Source organism: Devosia sp. YIM 151766, from assembly GCF_030285925.1.
Classification (GTDB): domain Bacteria; phylum Pseudomonadota; class Alphaproteobacteria; order Rhizobiales; family Devosiaceae; genus Devosia.
The window spans coordinates 1,031,732-1,051,380 of sequence record NZ_CP127251.1 but is presented as its reverse complement, the minus strand read 5'-3'; the positions used below and the strand labels follow the sequence as shown (position 1 = coordinate 1,051,380).

Genomic DNA, 19,649 nt, shown 5'->3' with positions numbered 1-19,649 from the left:
TACCACTTATCGGAAATAATATGACCAATGCTAGCCTGGCCGGAATCTACTCGGCGCTTATCACCCCTTTCCACGCCGATGGCGCCATCAACGACGCCATGCTGGGCCCATTGCTGAACTTCGAAATCGCTCAGGGTATTGACGGCTTCTATGTCGGTGGCTCGACCGGCGAGGCTTTCCTGCAGTCTGTAGACGAGCGCTGCGCCTTTTTGGGGCAGGTGGCCAAAGCCAATGCCGGTCGTAGCAAGCTCATCGCCCATGTCGGCGCTATTGCCACCGCAGACTGCATCAAACTTGGACAGGTGGCCAAGGACGCCGGCTACCAAGCGTTCTCGGCAATTCCGCCTTTCTATTTCGACTTCTCGCGAGAGGAGCTGTTGGCGCATTACCGCGCACTCGTCGACGCCGTTGATCTGCCGTTCATCGTCTATAACTTTGCCGGTCGCAGCGGTCGCCTCACCGCCGACGACATTCTGGAGCTACTCGACCACCCGCGGATCGTGGGCGTCAAGCACACCTCACAGGACCTGTTCCAGCTGGAACGTTTCAAGCGCGCCAAGCCTGATGCCATTATTTACAACGGTTTCGATGAAGTGTGTCTGGCCGGTCTCAGCATGGGTGCAGATGGCGCCATCGGCACGACGTTCAACTTTATGGGTGGGCTGTTCGTCGCGCTGCGCGCCGCCCATGCGCGCAGTGACCATGCGCGGGCCCAGCAGCTTCAAGTCCGAGCAAACCGCATTATCGACGTGCTGATCGAGGTTGGCGTGTTCCCAGGAACCAAGGGCATTCTCAAGCTGTTGGGTTTTGACTGCGGCGCATGCCGGGCGCCCTTCAAGTCGCTGACGGCTGAGGATTGGAAAAAGCTGGAAGGCTGCGTCGAGCTGCTGGCGTCAATAACCGACTAAACGAACGGCTGCGCCCAGTGGGCGCAGCCGATCTGCTTCAGTATTTTCTACCGGTACGGTTCAAGGGCCGGCGGAGCCGCACGACTGAACTCGATGGTGACAAATGAATCAGCGGCAAGACCAATAGTACGAAAGATATCGGCGACCTCAATAGCGTCGCGCACCGCTCACGGGTCGGGGTGGCGCCTCCGCCGGACGAAGATACCCAGCTTGGCGAGCGGGCTGATGACGGGCCGCACCGTGCGCGTGGCCACCCTGGTATAGAGCGCCGTGGTCTCAAACTTGCTGTGCTCCGAGCAGCACCTGGATGACACGGACATCGACGCCGTCTTCCAGAAGATGAGTGGTAAAGCTGTGCCGCATCGCACCCTCGGTCGTCGCTATATCCGGCGGTCGACGCAGGAAACTGGCGAAGCGCCCAGTGTCGCGAATGTAATTGCGGTGGGTCGCCATCGAGAAATGGCGCATGTTCATGTCGTCGATAAGCTTCTGGCGCAGCGGGCTGATAGGGGTAGCGGAAATGGATCGTGGTCACTACTTAGCTCCTGGGTTAAAAGAGCCAAAAAGGAACGCCCGAACGTGGCGACGCTCAATCAGACAATGACTTCAGGGCCGAGCCGCCATCCCACCTCCAGCGCTAGCGGGCTCGTTCGCTGCCCCTTTGTCGCCATTCTCAAAGCGGGGTCGCCAGAAGTGGCTGGAGCCGACCCATTGTCGCCGTTTCGTGTGGTTTCCCCGCCGCCTGGAACTTGCCATTCATTTACTACTCTACGAACGGCAGATTCGGGGCCGCTAGCGGACCGACAACTATTCGGAAGCATTGACGGTACGCAGTCAGTCCGCGAGGCGAATCCGACGATTAGCGCCAATGCCGCGATGCCGTCCCCACCGCGAGGCACTCCGCCGGCCTGGGCTTCCTCGCGAGGGACGTCGCCCGCCTCTCTATTCCACGATCTAAAATACGACATGCTCCGGAAAAAGTAATTCGTTAGATACTTTCAGGATGTGCACATAGCGCGGAAATTGTTATTTGGCGCGCCAGGAATATTCATCATCGGCAGGCTGATTGGCCTTGATGAACTCGACATAGCGTAAGGCCAACGGATTTAGACGGTCGCCTTGGGAGAGAAAGATGTCCAGGCGACCGTGAATTGGCGGCTCGAATGGCCGAAGCACGATCCCCTTATGGGGCACTAGCGCCACCGGGAATGGATTGAAGATCAGAACGCCGATACCCTGCGCTACAAAGGTTAGGCCAGATATGGCGGCCGAGGTCTCCACCACAACATTCGGCGTGCTGCCCTGACGGCTTAGCGAACGGTCGATCATGGCGCGAGCCGCATTGCGACGAACCAGGCCGATCATTGGCACACCGTCCAGATCTGCGGCAGTGATCACAGCCTTGCCGGCCAGCGCGTGACCCTCGGGGAGCGCACAGATATAGCGTGACTGCCGATAAGGCATGCGCCTTACCTGCAAAGGCAGATCGCTATCGGGCAAGTCGGCGATACCGACGTCGGAACGGCCATCGGCGATATGTTCGAGCACTTGAGGCGTCGTCACGACATCAACGGTTACCCGAACAGCCGGATTCTGGAGCATGAATTTGGCTGTAATCTCATCAATGATGCCCTGTGCAACAGACGGCGGCGCGGCAATCCGAAGACGGGCATCGGTGTCGGCGCCTGCGCTGAATTTCTCAATGCGCTCCAGCGATTTTTGTATCGTGTTGATCTCGGCATAGATGGCAAGCGCATCGGCCGTCGGGGACAGCCCGGCCCCCTCCCGGCTGAACAGCGGTCGCCCAGCGCGCGCTTCCAGTTGCGCTATCGCTCGGCTGACCGCCGGCTGGCTGATACCAAGGCGTTCAGCTGCCAAGGTTGTCTTGCCGGTTTCGATCGCCGCGTGCAGAATTTCGAAGTCACGCAGTGTCGCCCAGCCGCCAGTCCATGTGGCGCGCTTCGGACTACCATCGCTCCCAGATTTTTCCTGCCCCATGGACGCTCCGAATACACGTTCCGGCCATCCTCTATGCGGAAGACCTGCAAATAGCTAGCGAGCGCTTTCTTCGTCGGCGCATGCCGCAGCCTCACCGACATAATAGGCGGGGGCAAGCAGCCGATCCAAGTCCAACGTTTCGGAGGCGGCTGCCACCTTTTCATGCTGCAGGATAGCTTCAGAGAAGCTACCACCCTCTTCAACCGTGCGCATGGCCGCTTCATAGAGAACTTCATGGGCGTGGTGGCGTCCCAGCGTGTCGGCGAGTTGCATCATCACCGCCTCGGACAGTATCATGCCTCCGGACAGCTCCAGGTTGCGCGCCATGGCTGCAGGGTAAACCACAAGGCCCTCGACGAGCTGGGCAAGGTTGCCGGCAATCGAGCAGCCCAGGACCGACGTTTCAGGAACCAGCACATCGGCAACATTGCTGGCCGAGGCGTCGCCTTCATTTTCGCGCACCATGGATTCCTGCGCCAAGGGAACACGCGACCGCAGCAAGCGGCAGAGTCCGATAATATTCTGCGACCGTGACGGATTACGCTTCTGCGCCATCGTCGAACTGCCCACCTTGCCCATGTGGAAGGCCTCTTCCACTTCGCCGATTTCGGTCCGCTGCAGGAACACCACTTCCTGCGCAATCTTTTGCGCGGTGCCGGCCATCAGGCCCAGGATCGATATGTAGTGGGCGAAGCGATCAAAGGCTGTGCGAACCGGCACTTCCTCGCTTCCCAGCCCCAACAGGTCCGCAACGCGATCCTGAACAGCGCGTCCCTTGCCGCCCATGGCGGCGAATGTCCCCACGGCGCCACCCAGCCGGACCACCAATGCGTCTTGGCCGGCCGCTGCCAACAGTGCGCGCTCGCGGCGCAACTCGGCATGCCAGCCTGCGACTTTGAAGCCAAAGGTAATCGGCAATGCATGCTGGCCATGAGTGCGGCCAGCCTGCAAGACCTCACTGTTATCCTGCGCAAGCGTCGCCAAAGCGGCCAGCGCGCGGTCTAGCTCGGTCAGCAGTAATTCATGGCTGCGCCTGAGCTGCAGCACCGCGCCGGTCTCGAATATATTCTGCGTCGTGACGCCCCAGTGAATAAAGCCCGCGGCGTCCTCGCCGCAAAGCTTTTCGAATTCGCGCAACACAGGAACGAGGGGGTGCATCGTGCTCGCGATACCGGCCGAAAGATGGTCCAGATCGAACAGCTCCGCCTTTCCCATTTCCTCGATACGCGTGGCAGCCGACCTTGGGATGAGCCCGAGATCGGCCTGCGCCGACGCCAGCGCCACTTCTGTGTCGAGCCAAGCCTGAAGCGTTGACGTATCGGCCCATTGCTCCAGCGCCTGGGAGGAGAACCAGTGCCGCGTAAAGTGGGATTGGAACATAGGAAACATGCGATTGTATTCCGATAGGGAGGTGGCCGATCAGCCTTTGACCGACCCGGCGGTGAGGCCGGCAACGATGTGTTTCTGGCAGGCCAGGAAGAACAGCACGGTGGGGAGCATTGTCAGCGTGATGAAAGCCAGAATGACGTTCCACTCCTGCAAATATTCCCCCTGAAACTGCATGATCCCGAGTGGCCACGGGTACTTCGCTTCGGAGTTCAGCAGTACCAGCGGCAGGATGTAGTTGTTCCAGGACTGCACGAACTGGATCGTCGCTACGGTGGCGATGATCGGGGCCGATAACGGCAGGATGATCTTGCGGAAGAAGAAAAAGTAGCTCGCTCCATCCACCAGTGCCGCTTCGCGCAGTTCATCAGGGATTTCCTTGAAGAAACGGCGGAACAGAATGATGCTCATGGCCAGGCCGAATGCGGCCTTGGGCATGATCACCCCCAGATGGGTGTCGAGCAGGCCCATGTCGCGAACCTTGATGAAGATGGGCAAGGCCGCGCTGGCTGCCGGGAACATGAGGCCCAAAGTGAAATAATTGAGCACCATATCCCGGCCACGGAAGTTGATGAACGCGAACACAAACCCTGCCAGGGCCGACAGGATGATCGTCGCGCCGACGGCAAAGAAAGTGATGATGGCCGAGTTGCCGAGATAGCGCCAAAACCGCGTATCGGACAAAATGCCCCTATAGGCCGAGGTATCCCAGGTCTGCGGAAGACCGAAGGCATTCGATTGCAGCTCCGAGAGGGACTTGAACCCTCCCAGTGCGGCCGCACAAAGCGGCGTGAGCACGATGAGCGCAACGGCTGTCAGGATGAGGTATTTGAAGAAGGCGAAGGGGTCGACCCGCTTCTCGCCGATGGTCGAATTACTCATCGCGCAGGATCCACTTCTTGTAGGTGAATGCGAAGACAACACAGGCCAGGAACAGGACCACGCCGATAGCGCTGCCGTAACCAATGCGCATGCGGGTAATGCCATGCGTGTAAAGGTAAGTGACGAGCGTCTGGGTAGCGTCGAGCGGCCCGCCCCCTGTGAGCGGCATGATCAGGTCGAAATATTGCAGCGCTCCAAGCACGGCGAAGAAGATGCACAGCTTCAATACCGGCGATAGAAGCGGCACGACGATGAAACGGGTGACTTGCCAGCGGCTAGCGCCGTCGATCGTTGCAGCCTCGATGAGCGATTTGTCGATGGACTGAAGCCCAGCGATCATGAGCATCATGTGAAAGCCGAAATACTTCCAGACGGTCACAAACAGGATCGCAAACAGCGCCTTGTCAGGCTCGGCCAGCGGATAGGGCGCAGCCATTCCAAACAGTTCAAAGATGGGGCGAAGCAGACCGTAATCGCCATCATAGACGAAGCTGAAAATCAGACCGGCGGCAACCTGTGCCAGCACATACGGCAGGAAGAACACCAGGCGGAAAAAGACCGCGCCGCCCAGCTTGTTGGCCAGCAGCAGCGCCATGCCCAGGCCAAGCGGGATCTGGATGAAGACCGCAGCGGCGATCAACCAGCAGACGTTGATGACGGCAATCTTGAAAGCCGGAGTACCGAAGGCTTCGACGAAATTGCCAAACCCCACGAAACTCTCCGGCCTGCCATAGCCGCTCCAGTTGAAGAAGCTGTACCAGCCAGCTTCGCCCATGGGCATGACGACAAAAAGCGTGAAGACGATGACGGCTGGGGCCAGAAAAAGAACTGCATTGAAGAGCGCACTCTTCTTCATTGGGTCAGCCTGGGGCGAAGCGGACATGAGGTACCTGCGCTACTGTGGGCGTGGCAAAGCCACGCCCTTGGAGACAAGAAATCTAGTTGAGTTGCTCATCTACTTGACGGGCGTTTTCCAGCTGCCGGGCAGCGTCTGCCGGACTGAGCTGGCCGGCAACAATGGCGACGGCGATATCGTTGGCCGTGGCGCCGGCATTGGGGCCGAGCTGGGTATCGTAGTTGAGCTGCAGGAAGTCGAGTTCGGACAACTCGCCCGCCACCCGCTTCATGATCGGGTTCGACACCTCGTCCTGCGCTGCACGCACTGCCGGGATGATGAAGCCACCTGTTGCCAACTGGGACTGGTACTTTTCCCCCAGGAAATGCTCCAGGAAGCGAACGGACTCGTCCGAGGCGCCTTGCGTGAAGAGCCAGCCGTTCAGTTGACCGATGGATTCCTTGTCGCTATTCACGCCGCCATCAACACCCGGAAAGCCGATGAATTCCATCTGTTCGGTGGGAAGGCCGATCTTGTCTGCGGCCAGTGTCGGATTGAGGCGGAAGAACCATGTGCCGTACATGAGCATGGCCGCCTTGCCGTCCGAGAACTGGCTGCCCGAGGTCTGTGCCTTGGCTGCGAGATAGCCAGGCTGGAAGGGCTGGGCGTCGGCCAACTCACGGAGGAGTTCACCGGCACGAACGAAGGTCGGCGCGTCGAAACCACCTTCTTCACCTGCCCAAGCGGCTGATAGGGCTGCCTCGCCGCCAACCTTGAGGGCGAGCGTGCTATACATGGCTCCAAGCTGCCACTTGTCCTGACCACCAACGGCGATCGGCGTAATATTGGCAGCCTTCAACTTGGCCACGGCCTCAAGAAAGCCCGACCAGGTGTCGAGGTCTTCGATGGCAACGCCAGCCTCATCCAGCAGCGCCTTGTTTACGAGCAGGCCCATTTCGCTGGTGAGATAAGGGAGGCCATAGAGGCGACCTTCGCGGGTATAGGCCGAGACACCGGCAGGCACGAGCGTCTCGATAACGCCGGGATCCACGCGCTCCGTGACATCGTCAAGCACGCCGGCCTTGACGCGCGCGTCGACCAAACCGCCACCCCAGCTATAGATGATGTCGGGCTTGGAATTCGACTGCAGCAGCGTGGTCAGGCGCGACTTGAAGGCCTGGGTTTCCATGCCCTCATATTCGACGGTGACGCCAGGATTGGCGCTCTCGAAATCATCGGCGGCCTGCTGCCAGATTTCCAGCACAACCGGATTTGTTTCGATGTGCAGCATGCGCACGACGGCGTCGGCCCAGGCAGGTGTCACGACCAGGCAGCTCGCTGCAACAGTCAGGGCAAATTTAGACAAAGACATGAGTTCCTCCAGTTTAGCTCAATTGGTTCACGGCAGGGCCGCAAAGATCAGAGACGCAGGCCGCTCTCGGCATCGAAAAGATGCGTTTGGCTGGCATCGGCGCGAAGATGGACACGATCGCCAACCCTGAGCGTCGTGCGGTCTCGCAAGACAAAGGCGAGCGTCCGCTCACCTAAATTCAACAGCATGTGGGTTTCGGAGCCGGTCGGCTTGACCACGCTGACCACCGCCTCGGCGCCAGCGTCGACAAGCTGCAGATGCTCTGGACGAACGCCATAGACCACGGCGCGACCGTTCAGCTCCGGACGCCCAAGTGCCCAGGACGATCCGGTGTGATCGACGAAGTCACCATTCTCTACGGTGCCTGTGATGAGGTTCATCGCCGGTGATCCGATGAAGCTGGCGACAAAGACATTTGCTGGGTAATCGAAAAGTTCGAGCGGCGTGCCGACCTGCTCGACCCTGCCGTCGTTCAAAACGACAATTTTGTCAGCCATGGTCATTGCTTCGATCTGATCATGGGTCACGTAGATCGTCGTGGTTTTCAGGCGCTGATGCAGATCCTTGATTTCGGCGCGCATATGCACGCGCAATTTGGCGTCCAGGTTGGACAGCGGCTCATCGAACAAAAACACCTGCGGGTTACGGACAATCGCACGCCCCATCGCCACGCGTTGGCGCTGACCGCCAGAAAGCTGCTTTGGATAGCGCTGCAGAAGCGGCGTCAGCGCCAATATCTCTGCTGCTGCTGCCACTTTCTGGTCGATTTCTTCGCGAGAAGCTTTGCGTAGCATCAGCGAGAACGCCATGTTCTCAGCAACAGTTAGATGCGGATAGAGCGCATAGCTCTGGAACACCATGGCGATATCGCGTTCTTTGGGCAGCAAGTTGTTGACCACGCGATCGCCAATCCGCAGTTCGCCACTTGTGATGGCCTCGAGGCCAGCGATCATGCGCAGCAAGGTGGATTTGCCGCAGCCCGATGGGCCGACCAAGGTAACGAACTCACCCTCATCGATCTGGATATCAACACCCCTGATGACCTCGCTTTGGCCAAACGCTTTCCGGACATTTGTTAGGTTTACCGGTGCCACGCGTTCCTCCGTTGTGCTGGTTTTTTGACGATGTACTATAACATGTGTATTATAGAAAGTATGCGTTTTCGGTGAGATGTGTGGTCGGCCATGGCGGGGCGGCCAGTACCGCCGTTCGTATTCTTGGACGATGTGGCTGTGTCTTCGGTGATGAATTCGCCGGGTGTCGACATGCGCGAGGCAATCGTCAAAGTGGGTGCTACTACGAATGCAAAAACGCTCTGGAGCAGGACGCAGACGCGCCCTGGAAATCCAACATCACCCTAGACCGAACTTGCCATGTTTCGCATCGAGGGGTGTCTACGCTGGGTTGCTGACAGCGAGTTGCTGTCCGTGGTCAGATCATTTGGCTCAGTTTTGGTGTCGGATTAGCGGAGTATCGGCCTCGTCGTTGGGTTGAGGTTATGCGGCGAGCTTGCGGTGCTGCAAGCGCCGATGCTGGATGGTCTGGCGTTTGATCCTTTCGCGTTGTTTGATGATAGCTGCGGCCCTGCCGAAGTAGGCGTCTGCCGGTGTCACGTTGTCCGGGCTCTCATGGTAGCGCCGGTGGTTGTAGTGCTCGACGAAGGCGCTGATCTGGGCTTCGAGATCGCCGGGCAGGAAGTAGTTCTCCAACAGGATGCGGTTCTTCATAGTCTGGTGCCAGCGCTCGATCTTGCCCTGCGTCTGGGATGCATCGGCGCACCCCGAACATGGCTCATGCGATTGGTCTGGATATAGTCTGCAAGTTCGCTGGCGATGTAGCACGGGCCATTGTCGCTGAGCAGGCGGGGCTTGTGATGCACATGGGCCTGATCGCACCCTGAGGCAGCGAGCGCCCTGTCCAGCGTGTCGGTCACGTCCTCGGCCCGCATGGTGCTGCACAGCTTCCAGGCGATGATGTAGCGCGAGAAGTCGTCGAGCACGGTGGACAGATACATCCAGCCCCAGCCGATGATCTTGAAGTAGGTGAAGTCGGTTTGCCACATCTGGTTGGGCCGCACCGTCTTGGTGTGGAACTCGTTTGCCGCCTTGATCACCACATAAGCCGGGCTGGTGATCAGGTCGTGGGCCTTGAGAAGCCTGTAAACGCTGGCTTCGGAGACGAAGTAGCGCTTCTGGTCGGTGAAGCGTACGGCCAGTTCCCGAGGCGAGAGTTCGGACTGCTCCAGCGCCATCTCGATGATCTGGTCATGGATGGCAGGCGGGATTCGGTTCCACACCCGGCTGGGCGCCGATGGCCGATCTTCCAGCGCCTCAGGACCGCCACCGAGATAGCGATCATACCAGCGATAGAAGGTCCGTCGTGGGATCCCCAGTCGGTCCAGGCTGCGTTTCGCCGGCAGGTGCGACTGCTCGACCAGTCTGATGATCTCGAGCTTTTCGGATGCGGGATACCTCATTCTGGCTCGTCCCCATCCGCGATCATGCTTTTTTTGAGCAGACGGTTTTCTAGCGTCAGATCGGCAACGCATTCCTTCAGCGCGCTGGCCTCGCGGCGCAGATCCTTGACCTCATCACTGGTGGCAGCGCGCGCCGTATCACCAGCCAGGCGCCGCTTGCCCGCCTCCATGAACTCCTTCGACCAGGTGTAATACGGGCTCTGAGCGATCCCTTCTTTGCGGCAAAGCTCGGCAATACTGTCTTCGCCGCGCAGGCCGTCCAGCACGACCCTGATCTTGTCTTCAGCTGAAAAGTGCCGCCGGGTCGCCCGGCGAATGTCCTTCACCACCTGCTCGCCAGGCTTCTTCGTGTTCGAGGATTTGGTCGTCATCTTGGTTCCTTCGTCATGCGACGAGACCAAAACACTCCTTAATTCTCAACCCTAATTCTGGGACATATGTGCTGACGGCGGACAGAACAAACCGATGCCGTCGAGTTTCACAAGATCGATATTACCGAACCGCGTCCGCAATGGCTTCTGGATCTGACGCACGACACCACGGCGCTGCCCATCCTCGTCACGCCGGACGGCAAGGTGATCAAGGAGAGCCTTGTCATCCTTCAATACCTTGAGCAGACGTTCGCCGATCCGCCGATCGCGCGCACCGACACTTACGAACGAGCCGTCGAGGCCGTGATGGTTGCCATGGAGGGGCCGTTCACGGTCACCGGCTACACCTTCGTCATGAATCGCGATCCAGACGTGCGCACCCGGTTCGAGCGAGACATGCTGGGCTATTATGGTCGAAGGATCGCCGTGTGGAATGGCACTACATCGCGCCCGGAAAGCCGATGCAGAACGGCTATGTCGAGTCCTTCAACGGCCGCATGCGCGATGAACTGCTGAACGAGAGCCTGTTCTTCGGCATCGACCATGCGCGCAGCGCCATCGCCGAATGGCGGCAGGATTCAACACCGCGAGGCCACACTCCTCGCTTGGCCACCAGACCCCGGCGGCCTTCGCCGGAACCCTCACCGAAACCGTCTCCGTCGCTTCGCTCGATAAGGGCTTCGCGTCTTCATCGGTTGCTCAACCCGCGCCCTACGGCGTAACAGAAACGGTCGAGACTCTAACCGCCACTCGATGAAAGTTCAGGGGCAGGTCAAAAGCGCCCCATTCAGCTCGCTTAAACTCAATCCTTAAAGTCCTTGCGGTTGACGGGGCATTTGCCTCAAATTTTTAGAGGCACGTTGCTAATTTGATCGATGTCCAAAGGTCAAATGCGGACAGCATCATTGCTGCGTTCCAATCCTAGCTCAGTGAAGAGCCCGGAGAGAAGCGCACGACAAAGCGGTGACGGTCGCCAGGATAGACAAGGCGCACGAAGGTGATGAGCTTATCCATCCGCCAGGTGCGCCGGGCAATAGAAATACATGCGGCGTTCTCGATCACCTGCAGGCGCCTTGCTAGGATTGGATCAGCGGAGATTGCTCGGATAGAGTGCTCCCCCTCGCTGAACGGCACATTGTTCAGGAGCCAGCTACCGGGCGATTCGTTCTTGAAATCCATGTGCTCCATTTCTGGAACCGCATCGATATTGATCTGCCGCGTTTCCATAGTGAAAGGCAGATTGTCGGCGTAATGCATGACTTCGAACAACTGCAAACGCGTCCCCACCGGCACCCCCACGTGACGTGCATCGATGCCATCCACCACCTTGCGCAGGCTGCGCTCGGTAATTTCGAACCGATAGGCGCGATCGGTCGCCAGGACCTCCGTGCGGATATCCTGAATCTGCATTAGGGGCTCGTCAAGGCGCGGCGGCGCCACATAAGAACCCGCTCGGCGCTTGCGGGTGATCATTCCGGCGGCAGCAAGGCTCGACAACGCCTTGTTGACCGTCATGCGCGAGCAGCCATATGTCTGGAGCAGTTCGAGCTCGGACGGAATGCGTGTGCCCGGCCCCCATTCGCCAGTCATTATTTTGGCTTCTATGTCACGCTGTATTTCCACGTAAAGCGGGGAGGTACTATTTGACTCCGCCCGATCAGCCATTGTTGTCGCTTCTTCGAATTCGGTCACGGGAAGCTCACTTCAAATTGAACTCAAAACATATTGTACTGCGTTGCGTCGGCTCGCGCACACGAAATTTATACTCGCCACTCCGAGCATTTGGCCTCCGGAGGAAGGTCGAACCCGTAAAGCGTTTCCGCCTGGATGTCATCGGCCATACAAGGGATGGGGCCAACCGCCACAAGGCGCGTGTTGCAGGCAAAGGCACATCCCTCGAACAACCGTCGGGAGACGAGATTATCCTCGGCAATGGTGACGAGAACGCGCCTGCCGCCCTGCTGGCGGATGCCTCGGATCAGGGCTGCGGCGAGACTCTTTCCGTGGCCCTGCCCCCGATGCGACCCGGCAATGCCGATCTGCCAGAACAGGGCTTCGCCCGCCGCGTTTGGACCCATGCCCATTGCAAAACCTTGCACCCGTCCCACGCTTTCGAGCACAAGAAAAAGTGGGCCGAAAACTAGGCAATTTGCCCAATAGGTGTAGGATGTGTGTCGATCCAGCGCATCATTCTCGCGAACGATGCGCTGAATGGAACCAAAATCATCTGGCCGGAACGGCCGGATGAAAATGTGCTCATTAGCCGAAATGGATTACAACCTCGCACAAAGAGCAATTTCGGCCGTGATTGTGGCGGGCGTTGCCGCGACCAGTCGACCCGACTCCACCAAGTCGGCTGCCATATGCAGATCGTCGGCCATATAGCGATCGTCGCCCAACATTGGCACTGCGGACCGGACCACATCGTGCAAACTGGCCAAAGCAGGGCTTGTTTTTAGAGGGGCACGTAGATCGATCCCCTGTGCGGCGCTCAGGGTTTCGATGCCTATAATGGCGAAGAGGTTGGACGTCATTTGTATCAGACGCCGAGCGCCATGGCAGGCCATCGAGACGTGGTCCTCCTGATTGGCGGAGGTTGGCGTCGAATCAACGGATGCCGGATGCGACATCTGCTTATTCTCGGACATCAGCGCGGCAGAGGTCACTTCGGCAATCATGAAACCGGAATTTAGGCCCGGCCTGGGCGTCAGGAAGGCTGGCAAGCCATAGCTTAACGTCGGATCGACCAGCAGCGCGATACGACGCTGCGCGATGGCTCCGATTTCGCACACGGCGATGGCGATTTGGTCGGCGGCGAAAGCCACCGGCTCGGCATGGAAATTGCCACCAGAGACAACCGACCCGTCCGAGAGCACCAGCGGATTGTCAGTGGCTGCATTGGCCTCAATGGTCAGTGTATGGGCTGCCTGCCGCAAGAGGTCTAAGCAGGCGCCCGCGACCTGGGGCTGGCAGCGCAGACAATAAGGATCCTGAACACGGTCGTCGTTCTTTGCATGGCTCTCGCGGATTGCTGATCCTTCCATCAGCGCCCGTAGGACCGAGGCGGTGTCTGCCTGTCCGGCATGGCCGCGCAATGCATGAATTTCGTGTGAAAACGGCGAAGTCGAACCCATGGCCGCGTCAGTCGACAAGGCACCCGAGATCAGTGAAGCAGCCAATCCGCGATGCGCGCGGAACAGCCCGGCCAACGCCAGCGCGGTGGAGGTCTGGGTACCATTGATCATGGCTAGGCCTTCTTTGGCGGCCAGCACGATTGGCTGAATACCGCTCTTGGCCAGGCCGATCGTGGCAGGCAGGATATCGCCGTCAAACTTGACCATGCCCTCGCCGATCATGGCCGCCGTCATATGGGCTAGCGGCGCCAGGTCCCCCGAGGCCCCGACCGAGCCCTGCCCCGGAATGATCGGCAGCAAGTTTTTTTCTAGCATCGCTGCAAGCACCTTGATGACCTGAGGTCGGACGCCCGAAGCCCCGCGTCCGAGCGAAATCAACTTCAGTGTCATGATCAGCCGAACGACATTGTCGGGCAGCGGTGTGCCGACGCCACAACAATGGGAGAGGATCAGATTGCGCTGCAGCGTCTCGACGTCTTCAGTGGGAATGCGCACGCTGGCAAGCTTACCGAAACCGGTATTGATGCCGTAGTGGGCTTCGTTCCCGCTCAATATCTCGGCGATCCGCCGGGCCGATTGCTCCACCTTGTCCATGCAGACCGTATCCAGCTTTGGAATGATCCTGCCATCATAGACGGCTTGAAGAGTTTCGAGCGAGACCTGGCCGGGAACGAGCGTGTTGAGCATTGGAAAAAACCTTTGGCGACAAACGCGAAGCGATCAGGACCGACCTGACCGGCAGATTGGAACATGGGAGAATGGCGGACAGCGGGACGTGCCCGCCGCCCGCACGGCGATCAGCCTTGGGAAGTGAGGTTGAAGCGGCCGGGCAGTTCCTGTCCCCGCACCTCTCGGCCGAAGAATACGCCGATATGGTGGGGGAAATAATGATAGGACCAGGCGCAGAGGCGATTACCATACATGACAAAGGTACGCAGCAGCGTCCGCAGTTCGTCCTTGTCTTCGGTTTCCCGGATTGCCGCCCGAAGTTTGAGAGAAAAATCGCGCAGGGTCACGAGACCGGAAAAGCCCAGATACTCGGAATAGGGCTCGTCTTCGGTATCGATGACCGCCACCAGGTCCTTGTGGGAGAGCATGTCCACATACTTCACCCAGTTGAAGGCGGTGTACATGATGTGGTCGCGCACCATGCCGTTGGCGAAGTCCCAGGCGGTGAAATATTGACCATAATTACCGGTCTCGCCGATCTGGCCGAGGCGGATGCGGCGGAGATCTTCGGGCTCGATCGTCTGGATGCGCTTGGCTTCGGCATAGAATTCGGCCGCCACCCCAGTCAGGTCGTCAAAACGCCCCTTGCCCGTATAGGCTTGCGAGGCGTCGCGGGGGCTTACCTCGACAAAGATGTGTTCCTTGGCAAAAAAGAGATTGTTCCAGATCGCCTTGCCCACGACTGGGAGCAGGTGGTGATATTCGGGCAGCACTTTGCCCAGGATCGGCTGGGCAAGCGTTTCGGTGCTCTTGCCGTAATTGATCGAGAACTTGTTGCCGGTTTTCTGCGAATAGCGCAGGTCGCCCAGCTTGCAGTCGGACAGTTTGATGGTCTGCTGCACAGGCGCTGTGCTGATGGTCGGCGTCCAGGCATAGAGCGATTCACCGGACACGACTGGATGGGCCTGCATGACCTTGAAAGGCAGATCGCGCCAGAATTCCTCGCACATCTCCGGGTTCAGCTCGTCCGCTAGTTCGGCGACGACGCCCATATCGAGTTCCGGCCACTTGATGTCGATGAGTCTACCCATCTGCAATTTCCTTCCACGTACTGACTGTGACTACCCGCAGCATTTGTATATACATATATGCCTACGAAGCAGCCGCTTAACCGCATCATTCCCCAACTAAATGCAAAAAGCCATACATATTTCGCATTATGTATGCTTTGTATCGGCATGGACAGGATCGCCTCACCCGCTTGATGCCCGAACAAATCATCCAAAAACAATTCTAAGTCATTGATTTTGCCTGATTTAGGGCACTTCTCAGGGATTGCACCGACGTCCCGCCGCTCTCCCCTGCAGAAAAATATGTATATACAATTAGGGATTGCTTGTTATGGTTGCCGTGACGGATGGTCCGTCGCAAAGCCAACCATAGGAAGAGGTCATGTCGTATAATAGCTTGCGGGAAGTCATCGAAATCGTCGGGCGCGAACTTGATGAAATGCGAAAATCGGAACCCCTCGAAATCCGCAAGATGCGGACCGGAACGCTCGAAAATCAGGCTGGAACCAACGGGCAGTACTTCACCACCTGGGATTTTGCCAATGGCATGATCCGCGATCACTCGATGTATACTTGGTATCATTTGGTCGGGCTGGCCGAGAACGAGGACTTCTCGCTCAAACAGCTCTGTCACCTGATTGACACGTTCGACCATCCCTACAGCAATTACCTGCGCTATAGCGGCTTTCCACGGCTGGGCGAGCTGGCCCTGGCCGTGCGCAAGCACCTCCCCAACGCAGCCTCTCGCGCAGAGGCCATCGAGGCGGTGCGGATCTTCTGCGCCTATACCAATCAGCTGGCCGCATGGTCCTTCCACTACTTTGAATGGGAGCAAGGCGAGCGCTACAAATATGCCGACATCCAGCCTGTCGCTCCTGTGCAGCCAGATCTCAGCCGGCGCGTCCATATTCGTGACGGGCGCAAGATCAAAATGACCTGGGAACCGCTCGGGATCAGTGTGGACGCCTATCTGGCGGTCAACGAAAATCCCGAATTGTGCGAAGACCTCATCGAGGCCTTGCCCTTTGCCATCATTCAGGATCATGCCGTGGTGAGCGGAGAATCCATGTATGCCTGGGCACCGGTGGTCAGCACCGCGCCCGTGCATGTCAAAGAGCGCCAGTGCGACGCACCGCAGGGCCGTATCCGCTATTCGCAGGGCACGGGCAACAAGATCATCGTCCAATATGGCGACGTCACCGAGGACATCGCCACTCCGGTGCTGGGCGAGATCGTTCCCGAGCATGTCGATCGCCTCGCCGAGGTCGGCCGCCAGGTGCTGGAGAGCACCTTCGATACCAAGAAACTGATCTGGCTCAAGGTCGAACTGGCCTAGTTCTTGCATAATCCGGTTGCATGACCTGCCAGTCATAATGGCATGCTCAATTTTCATGCAGCCGGGCAATTTGCACCTTGCACACTCAAGGGTCGTGTGACTTATATGTATATACCAATCCATAAGCTTCCATGGAGGGAGCGAGGGGCTCCCGTCGAACATGGCGGCGTGGAACGGGCAGGAAGGGTGGCGCCGCTCGCTGTTGAGGCGCCGCAAGCACACTCACTAAGGGAGTATCCAAAAATGAAGCGACTGAATGAGGGCCTCCGTCTCGGTGCCCTGATCACCACCGCGCTCGTTGTCTTCGGCAGCGCAGCTCAGGCCCAGCAGACCGAACTGATCCTCAGCGGCTTTGGCGGCGCATATGACGAAGCCATGACCGAAAGCGTCAAGGCGTTCGAAGAGGAATATGGCGTCACCGTCACCATAATTCCGGGCTCCGGCGCCAACAATATCGCTCGTGTGCGCAACAAGGAGATCGACGTCATCGTGTCCGATCCGGTCTTTGCGCTGCGCATGGAGGCAGAAGGCTCCTTTGCCGCATTCGATCCGGAACTGGTGCCAAACCTGGCCAATATCCACCCCAAGGCCATCTATTCCGACTTCGTGATTGCCGCCAATTTCGGCGCCTATGTCATCGCCTATGATTCCGATGACGTTACCCCCCCAGAATCCTGGTACGACCTTTCCAATCCTGAATATGCAGGCCGCATCGCGCTGCGTGGCTTCCGCCCGGAAAATATCGAGCTGATCACCCTGTTCGCCAAGCTGGCCGGTGGTGATGAACGTAATCCTGATGCGGGCTTCGAAGAGCTCAAGAAGATCGCAGCCAATATCGACGTGTGGATTGCGGCCCATGCCGAACACCTCGAACTCTATCGCAACGACCAGATCTCGATGAGCATGTGGACCGATGGTCGCATTGCCTGGGCGCGCGAAGATGAAGGCGTCAATGTTCAGGGTTCGATCCCCAAGGAAGGTTTCTTCCCGCTGTCCTCCACGCTCAGCATTGTAGCCGGTCGGCCTAACGAAGAACTGGCGCAGCGCCTGGTCAATCAGCTTCTGAGCCCCGAGGCGGGTGTCAACATGGCCGAAGATCTCGGCTATTTCCCCGCCAACACCACTGCTGTCGTGCCGCCGGAAATACAGGCAAACCTGCTGCTGAATGCCGACAATATCGATGACCTGCAAAGTGCCGACTGGAAATATATCGTCACTGTCTATGACGAATGGCAGGCACGTTGGGAAAGGGAAATCCAGCGCTGATGTCTGAGAATTTCGATATCGAGCTGGTCAATTGCAGCAAGCAATATGGAAACTTGCCCATCCTGAGCGATGTTTCCCTCCAGATCCAGAACGGTGAGTTCATCACCGTTCTGGGCCCGAGCGGCTGCGGCAAGACCACCACTCTGCGCATGATCGGGGGATTTATCTTCCCCGATCAGGGCAGCGTGTTCATCCGCAGGCGGGAGGTGACAAATCTCCCGCCTTATCGGCGCAATATCGGGGTGGTGTTCCAGAACTACGCCCTTTGGCCACACATGACGGTGTTCGACATCCTCGCCTTCGGCCTGCGTATCCGCAAATTGCCAAGGGAAGAAATTGCCAAGCGCGTCACCCGCTCGCTTGAGATGGTTCGACTGACCGGCATGCAGGATCGCTATCCCAGCGAGCTAAGCGGTGGCCAGCAGCAACGTGTCGCCATGGCCCGTGCCCTGGCAATCGATCCCGATGTGATCATTCTGGACGAGCCATTGTCCAATCTCGATCGCCGCCTGCGCGAAGACATGCGCATCGAGCTCAAGCGCCTTCAGCGCTCGCTCGGCGTGACCATGCTGTTCGTGACGCATGATCAGGAAGAAGCGCTCTCCATGTCCGACAAGGTCGTGGTGATGCAGTCTGGACGTATCCAGCAGGTCGCAGACCCGCGCACTGTCTATTCCCGTCCCACAAACAGCTTCGTGGCCGGTTTCCTTGGCAGCGCCAACTTCTTCCCCGCCAAGATCGTCGAGCCGGGCGCCGCACAGTCATGGGTCGAGCTTTCGGGCGGCACCAAGGTTCTGGCCCATGGCGCGACAGCGGTGGCCGGTTCAGAGGTGCAATTGGTGATACGCCCCGAATGGATGGTGCTTCAACCAGGGGCTTCCAGCGGCACTGCCAATGAAATGGGCGGCGTCGTGCGCGAGGTCATCTATGAAGGCTCATCAGTACGCTACGGCATCGCTTTGGAACATGACCCCGATGGATTGGTGTTCCTGCAAGAGCGCTCCAATGAGACAATCTTAAACCCTGGAGACGAGGTCAGGATCAATGTCGCTAACGCCGTCATTACCCAGGACTGATAACGACAGTCTGTTGAGCAAATTGGGCGCCCTTCTAGCGAAGAGCTCCCTCTATGTGCCGTTCCTCTTTGTTATTCTGTTCTTTTTCGTCCCCATGGGCTGGCTTATCGGGACCAGCCTGTCCACCCACGAAATCGGCCAGGCCCCGGAAGTAACCGGGACGCTCGAGCATTACGCCCGTTTTTGGCTCGACCTCTTCTATCTGGAGACCGCCGTATGGACGACAGTGAAACTGTCGGTGATGTCCGCCGTTCTGGCGCTGATTATCGGCTATGTTCTGGCCTATTACATCGCCGAAATGCCGGCGAAATACCGAGGCGTACTGACCAGTGTCGTCGTCGTCTCGCTGTCGGTGAACACGGTTATCCGCGTCTTCGGGCTCAATGTCCTGTTGATGAATGGAGGCCCGGTCAGCAGTGCTTTCGCCATGTTTGGCATCCCCAATGTGCGGATCATGTATACCGAGCTCGGTGTCCTGATCGGCCTCACCCAGATCGCGGTGCCCTATGTGGTTCTGCCTCTAATCGGGGTGATTGCCGGCATCGATCCGGCCCTCAAGGAAGCGGCAGCCAGCGTCGGTGCCAGCAAGACACGCACTTTCCTCTCCATCACATTCCCGCTCTCGCTGCCCGGTGTCATTGCCGGAACGCTGATCGCTTTCACCCTCAATGCTGCGGCTTTCGCCATTCCCTCGCTGATGGGCGGTGGCCGGGTGAGAATGATGGGGATGATGGCCTATGAGCAGGCAGCCATTCAGGGCAATTTCCCATTCGCTGCAACCATCGGGATCAGTCTGACAGCTATAAGCATAGTGATTACAGGGATTTACCTGTTCGTCGTCAGCAAGATTTTCCGCAAGCTCAGGTAGCC

The 19,649-nt window shown here is 58.4% G+C and carries 16 protein-coding genes and 3 pseudogenes; 7 read left to right on the top strand and 12 right to left on the bottom strand.

Translation table 11 applies throughout. From position 1 onward, the window contains the following. Window positions 1–20: 20 nt before the first annotated feature. Complete coding sequence (locus O9Z70_RS05010; protein ID WP_286021391.1) at window positions 21–908, top strand: N-acetylneuraminate lyase; 888 nt, start codon at window positions 21–23, stop codon at window positions 906–908. A gap of 276 nt (window positions 909–1,184) precedes the next feature. On the opposite strand, the gene O9Z70_RS16260 is transcribed toward O9Z70_RS05010, so the two are convergent. From O9Z70_RS16260 to O9Z70_RS04970, 8 genes and pseudogenes are all read right to left on the bottom strand, one after another. Next, window positions 1,185–1,382: a hypothetical protein gene (locus O9Z70_RS16260; protein WP_353057814.1), complete on the bottom strand. Its 198-nt coding sequence runs from the start codon at window positions 1,380–1,382 to the stop codon at window positions 1,185–1,187. Window positions 1,383–1,934: 552 nt separating this feature from the next. Continuing rightward, window positions 1,935–2,906 (bottom strand): LysR family transcriptional regulator, encoded by a 972-nt coding sequence (locus tag O9Z70_RS05000; protein ID WP_286021390.1) that lies wholly within the window; start codon window positions 2,904–2,906, stop codon window positions 1,935–1,937. Window positions 2,907–2,960: 54 nt separating this feature from the next. Further along, window positions 2,961–4,295 carry a class-II fumarase/aspartase family protein gene (locus O9Z70_RS04995; protein WP_286021389.1) on the bottom strand — a complete coding sequence of 445 codons (1,335 nt, stop codon included), beginning with the start codon at window positions 4,293–4,295 and terminating at the stop codon, window positions 2,961–2,963. A gap of 30 nt (window positions 4,296–4,325) precedes the next feature. Beyond that, on the bottom strand, window positions 4,326–5,174 hold the full coding sequence (locus O9Z70_RS04990) for a carbohydrate ABC transporter permease (RefSeq protein ID WP_286021388.1): 849 nt from the start codon (window positions 5,172–5,174) through the stop codon (window positions 4,326–4,328). Next, complete coding sequence (locus tag O9Z70_RS04985; protein WP_286021387.1) at window positions 5,167–6,030, bottom strand: carbohydrate ABC transporter permease; 864 nt, start codon at window positions 6,028–6,030, stop codon at window positions 5,167–5,169. The genes O9Z70_RS04990 and O9Z70_RS04985 overlap by 8 nt, the downstream gene beginning before the upstream one ends. 82 nt (window positions 6,031–6,112) lie before the next feature. Beyond that, entirely contained in the window at window positions 6,113–7,381 is a 1,269-nt protein-coding gene (locus O9Z70_RS04980) for an extracellular solute-binding protein (RefSeq protein ID WP_286021386.1), read from the bottom strand. A gap of 47 nt (window positions 7,382–7,428) precedes the next feature. Next, complete coding sequence (locus O9Z70_RS04975) at window positions 7,429–8,475, bottom strand: ABC transporter ATP-binding protein (RefSeq protein WP_286021385.1); 1,047 nt, start codon at window positions 8,473–8,475, stop codon at window positions 7,429–7,431. 402 nt (window positions 8,476–8,877) lie between these two features. Next, window positions 8,878–10,228 (bottom strand): annotated as a pseudogene (locus tag O9Z70_RS04970) (IS3 family transposase). Window positions 10,229–10,342: 114 nt separating this feature from the next. Between O9Z70_RS04970 and O9Z70_RS16310 the strand changes: the two are divergent. Together O9Z70_RS16310 and O9Z70_RS04960 are read left to right on the top strand one after the other, a co-directional pair. Further along, window positions 10,343–10,432, top strand: a pseudogene (locus O9Z70_RS16310) (glutathione S-transferase family protein); the annotation flags it as partial. 191 nt (window positions 10,433–10,623) lie between these two features. Continuing rightward, a pseudogene (locus tag O9Z70_RS04960) lies at window positions 10,624–10,985 on the top strand (integrase core domain-containing protein); the annotation flags it as partial. A gap of 164 nt (window positions 10,986–11,149) precedes the next feature. Here O9Z70_RS04960 and hutC read toward each other — a convergent pair. From hutC to O9Z70_RS04940, 4 genes are all read right to left on the bottom strand, one after another. Further along, complete coding sequence (gene hutC / locus O9Z70_RS04955) at window positions 11,150–11,920, bottom strand: histidine utilization transcriptional repressor HutC (protein ID WP_286021384.1); 771 nt, start codon at window positions 11,918–11,920, stop codon at window positions 11,150–11,152. A gap of 68 nt (window positions 11,921–11,988) precedes the next feature. Continuing rightward, complete coding sequence (locus tag O9Z70_RS04950; protein WP_502870161.1) at window positions 11,989–12,327, bottom strand: GNAT family N-acetyltransferase; 339 nt, start codon at window positions 12,325–12,327, stop codon at window positions 11,989–11,991. A 174-nt stretch (window positions 12,328–12,501) separates the two neighbouring features. Beyond that, entirely contained in the window at window positions 12,502–14,049 is a 1,548-nt protein-coding gene (gene hutH, locus O9Z70_RS04945; RefSeq protein WP_286021382.1) for a histidine ammonia-lyase, read from the bottom strand. A gap of 110 nt (window positions 14,050–14,159) precedes the next feature. Continuing rightward, on the bottom strand, window positions 14,160–15,122 hold the full coding sequence (locus tag O9Z70_RS04940; RefSeq protein ID WP_286021381.1) for a cucumopine synthase-related protein: 963 nt from the start codon (window positions 15,120–15,122) through the stop codon (window positions 14,160–14,162). A 361-nt stretch (window positions 15,123–15,483) separates the two neighbouring features. On the opposite strand from O9Z70_RS04940, the gene O9Z70_RS04935 reads away from it, so the two are divergent. From O9Z70_RS04935 to O9Z70_RS04920, 4 genes are all read left to right on the top strand, one after another. Further along, entirely contained in the window at window positions 15,484–16,437 is a 954-nt protein-coding gene (locus O9Z70_RS04935; RefSeq protein ID WP_286021380.1) for a cucumopine synthase-related protein, read from the top strand. A 186-nt stretch (window positions 16,438–16,623) separates the two neighbouring features. Next, window positions 16,624–17,703 (top strand): ABC transporter substrate-binding protein, encoded by a 1,080-nt coding sequence (locus tag O9Z70_RS04930; RefSeq protein ID WP_286021379.1) that lies wholly within the window; start codon window positions 16,624–16,626, stop codon window positions 17,701–17,703. Then, window positions 17,703–18,779 carry an ABC transporter ATP-binding protein gene (locus O9Z70_RS04925; RefSeq protein ID WP_286021378.1) on the top strand — a complete coding sequence of 359 codons (1,077 nt, stop codon included), beginning with the start codon at window positions 17,703–17,705 and terminating at the stop codon, window positions 18,777–18,779. The genes O9Z70_RS04930 and O9Z70_RS04925 overlap by 1 nt, the downstream gene beginning before the upstream one ends. Window positions 18,780–18,834: 55 nt before the next feature. Next, window positions 18,835–19,647, top strand: a complete 813-nt coding sequence (locus O9Z70_RS04920) for an ABC transporter permease (protein ID WP_286021377.1) — start codon at window positions 18,835–18,837, stop codon at window positions 19,645–19,647. Window positions 19,648–19,649: the final 2 nt, after the last annotated feature.

Excerpts from the sequence above, each read along its gene's own strand:
- O9Z70_RS05010 (WP_286021391.1), top strand. The coding sequence starts at position 21 with ATGACCAATGCTAGCCTGGCCGGAATCTACTCGGCGCTTATCACCCCT.
- O9Z70_RS04925 (WP_286021378.1), top strand. The coding sequence starts at position 17,703 with ATGTCTGAGAATTTCGATATCGAGCTGGTCAATTGCAGCAAGCAATAT.
- O9Z70_RS04990 (WP_286021388.1), bottom strand. The coding sequence starts at position 5,174 with ATGAGTAATTCGACCATCGGCGAGAAGCGGGTCGACCCCTTCGCCTTC.
- O9Z70_RS16260 (WP_353057814.1), bottom strand. The coding sequence starts at position 1,382 with ATGAACATGCGCCATTTCTCGATGGCGACCCACCGCAATTACATTCGC.
- O9Z70_RS04935 (WP_286021380.1), top strand. The coding sequence starts at position 15,484 with ATGTCGTATAATAGCTTGCGGGAAGTCATCGAAATCGTCGGGCGCGAA.
- O9Z70_RS04940 (WP_286021381.1), bottom strand. The coding sequence starts at position 15,122 with ATGGGTAGACTCATCGACATCAAGTGGCCGGAACTCGATATGGGCGTC.
- hutH (WP_286021382.1), bottom strand. The coding sequence starts at position 14,049 with ATGCTCAACACGCTCGTTCCCGGCCAGGTCTCGCTCGAAACTCTTCAA.
- O9Z70_RS05000 (WP_286021390.1), bottom strand. The coding sequence starts at position 2,906 with ATGGGGCAGGAAAAATCTGGGAGCGATGGTAGTCCGAAGCGCGCCACA.
- O9Z70_RS04995 (WP_286021389.1), bottom strand. The coding sequence starts at position 4,295 with ATGTTTCCTATGTTCCAATCCCACTTTACGCGGCACTGGTTCTCCTCC.
- O9Z70_RS04980 (WP_286021386.1), bottom strand. The coding sequence starts at position 7,381 with ATGTCTTTGTCTAAATTTGCCCTGACTGTTGCAGCGAGCTGCCTGGTC.
- O9Z70_RS04985 (WP_286021387.1), bottom strand. The coding sequence starts at position 6,030 with ATGAAGAAGAGTGCGCTCTTCAATGCAGTTCTTTTTCTGGCCCCAGCC.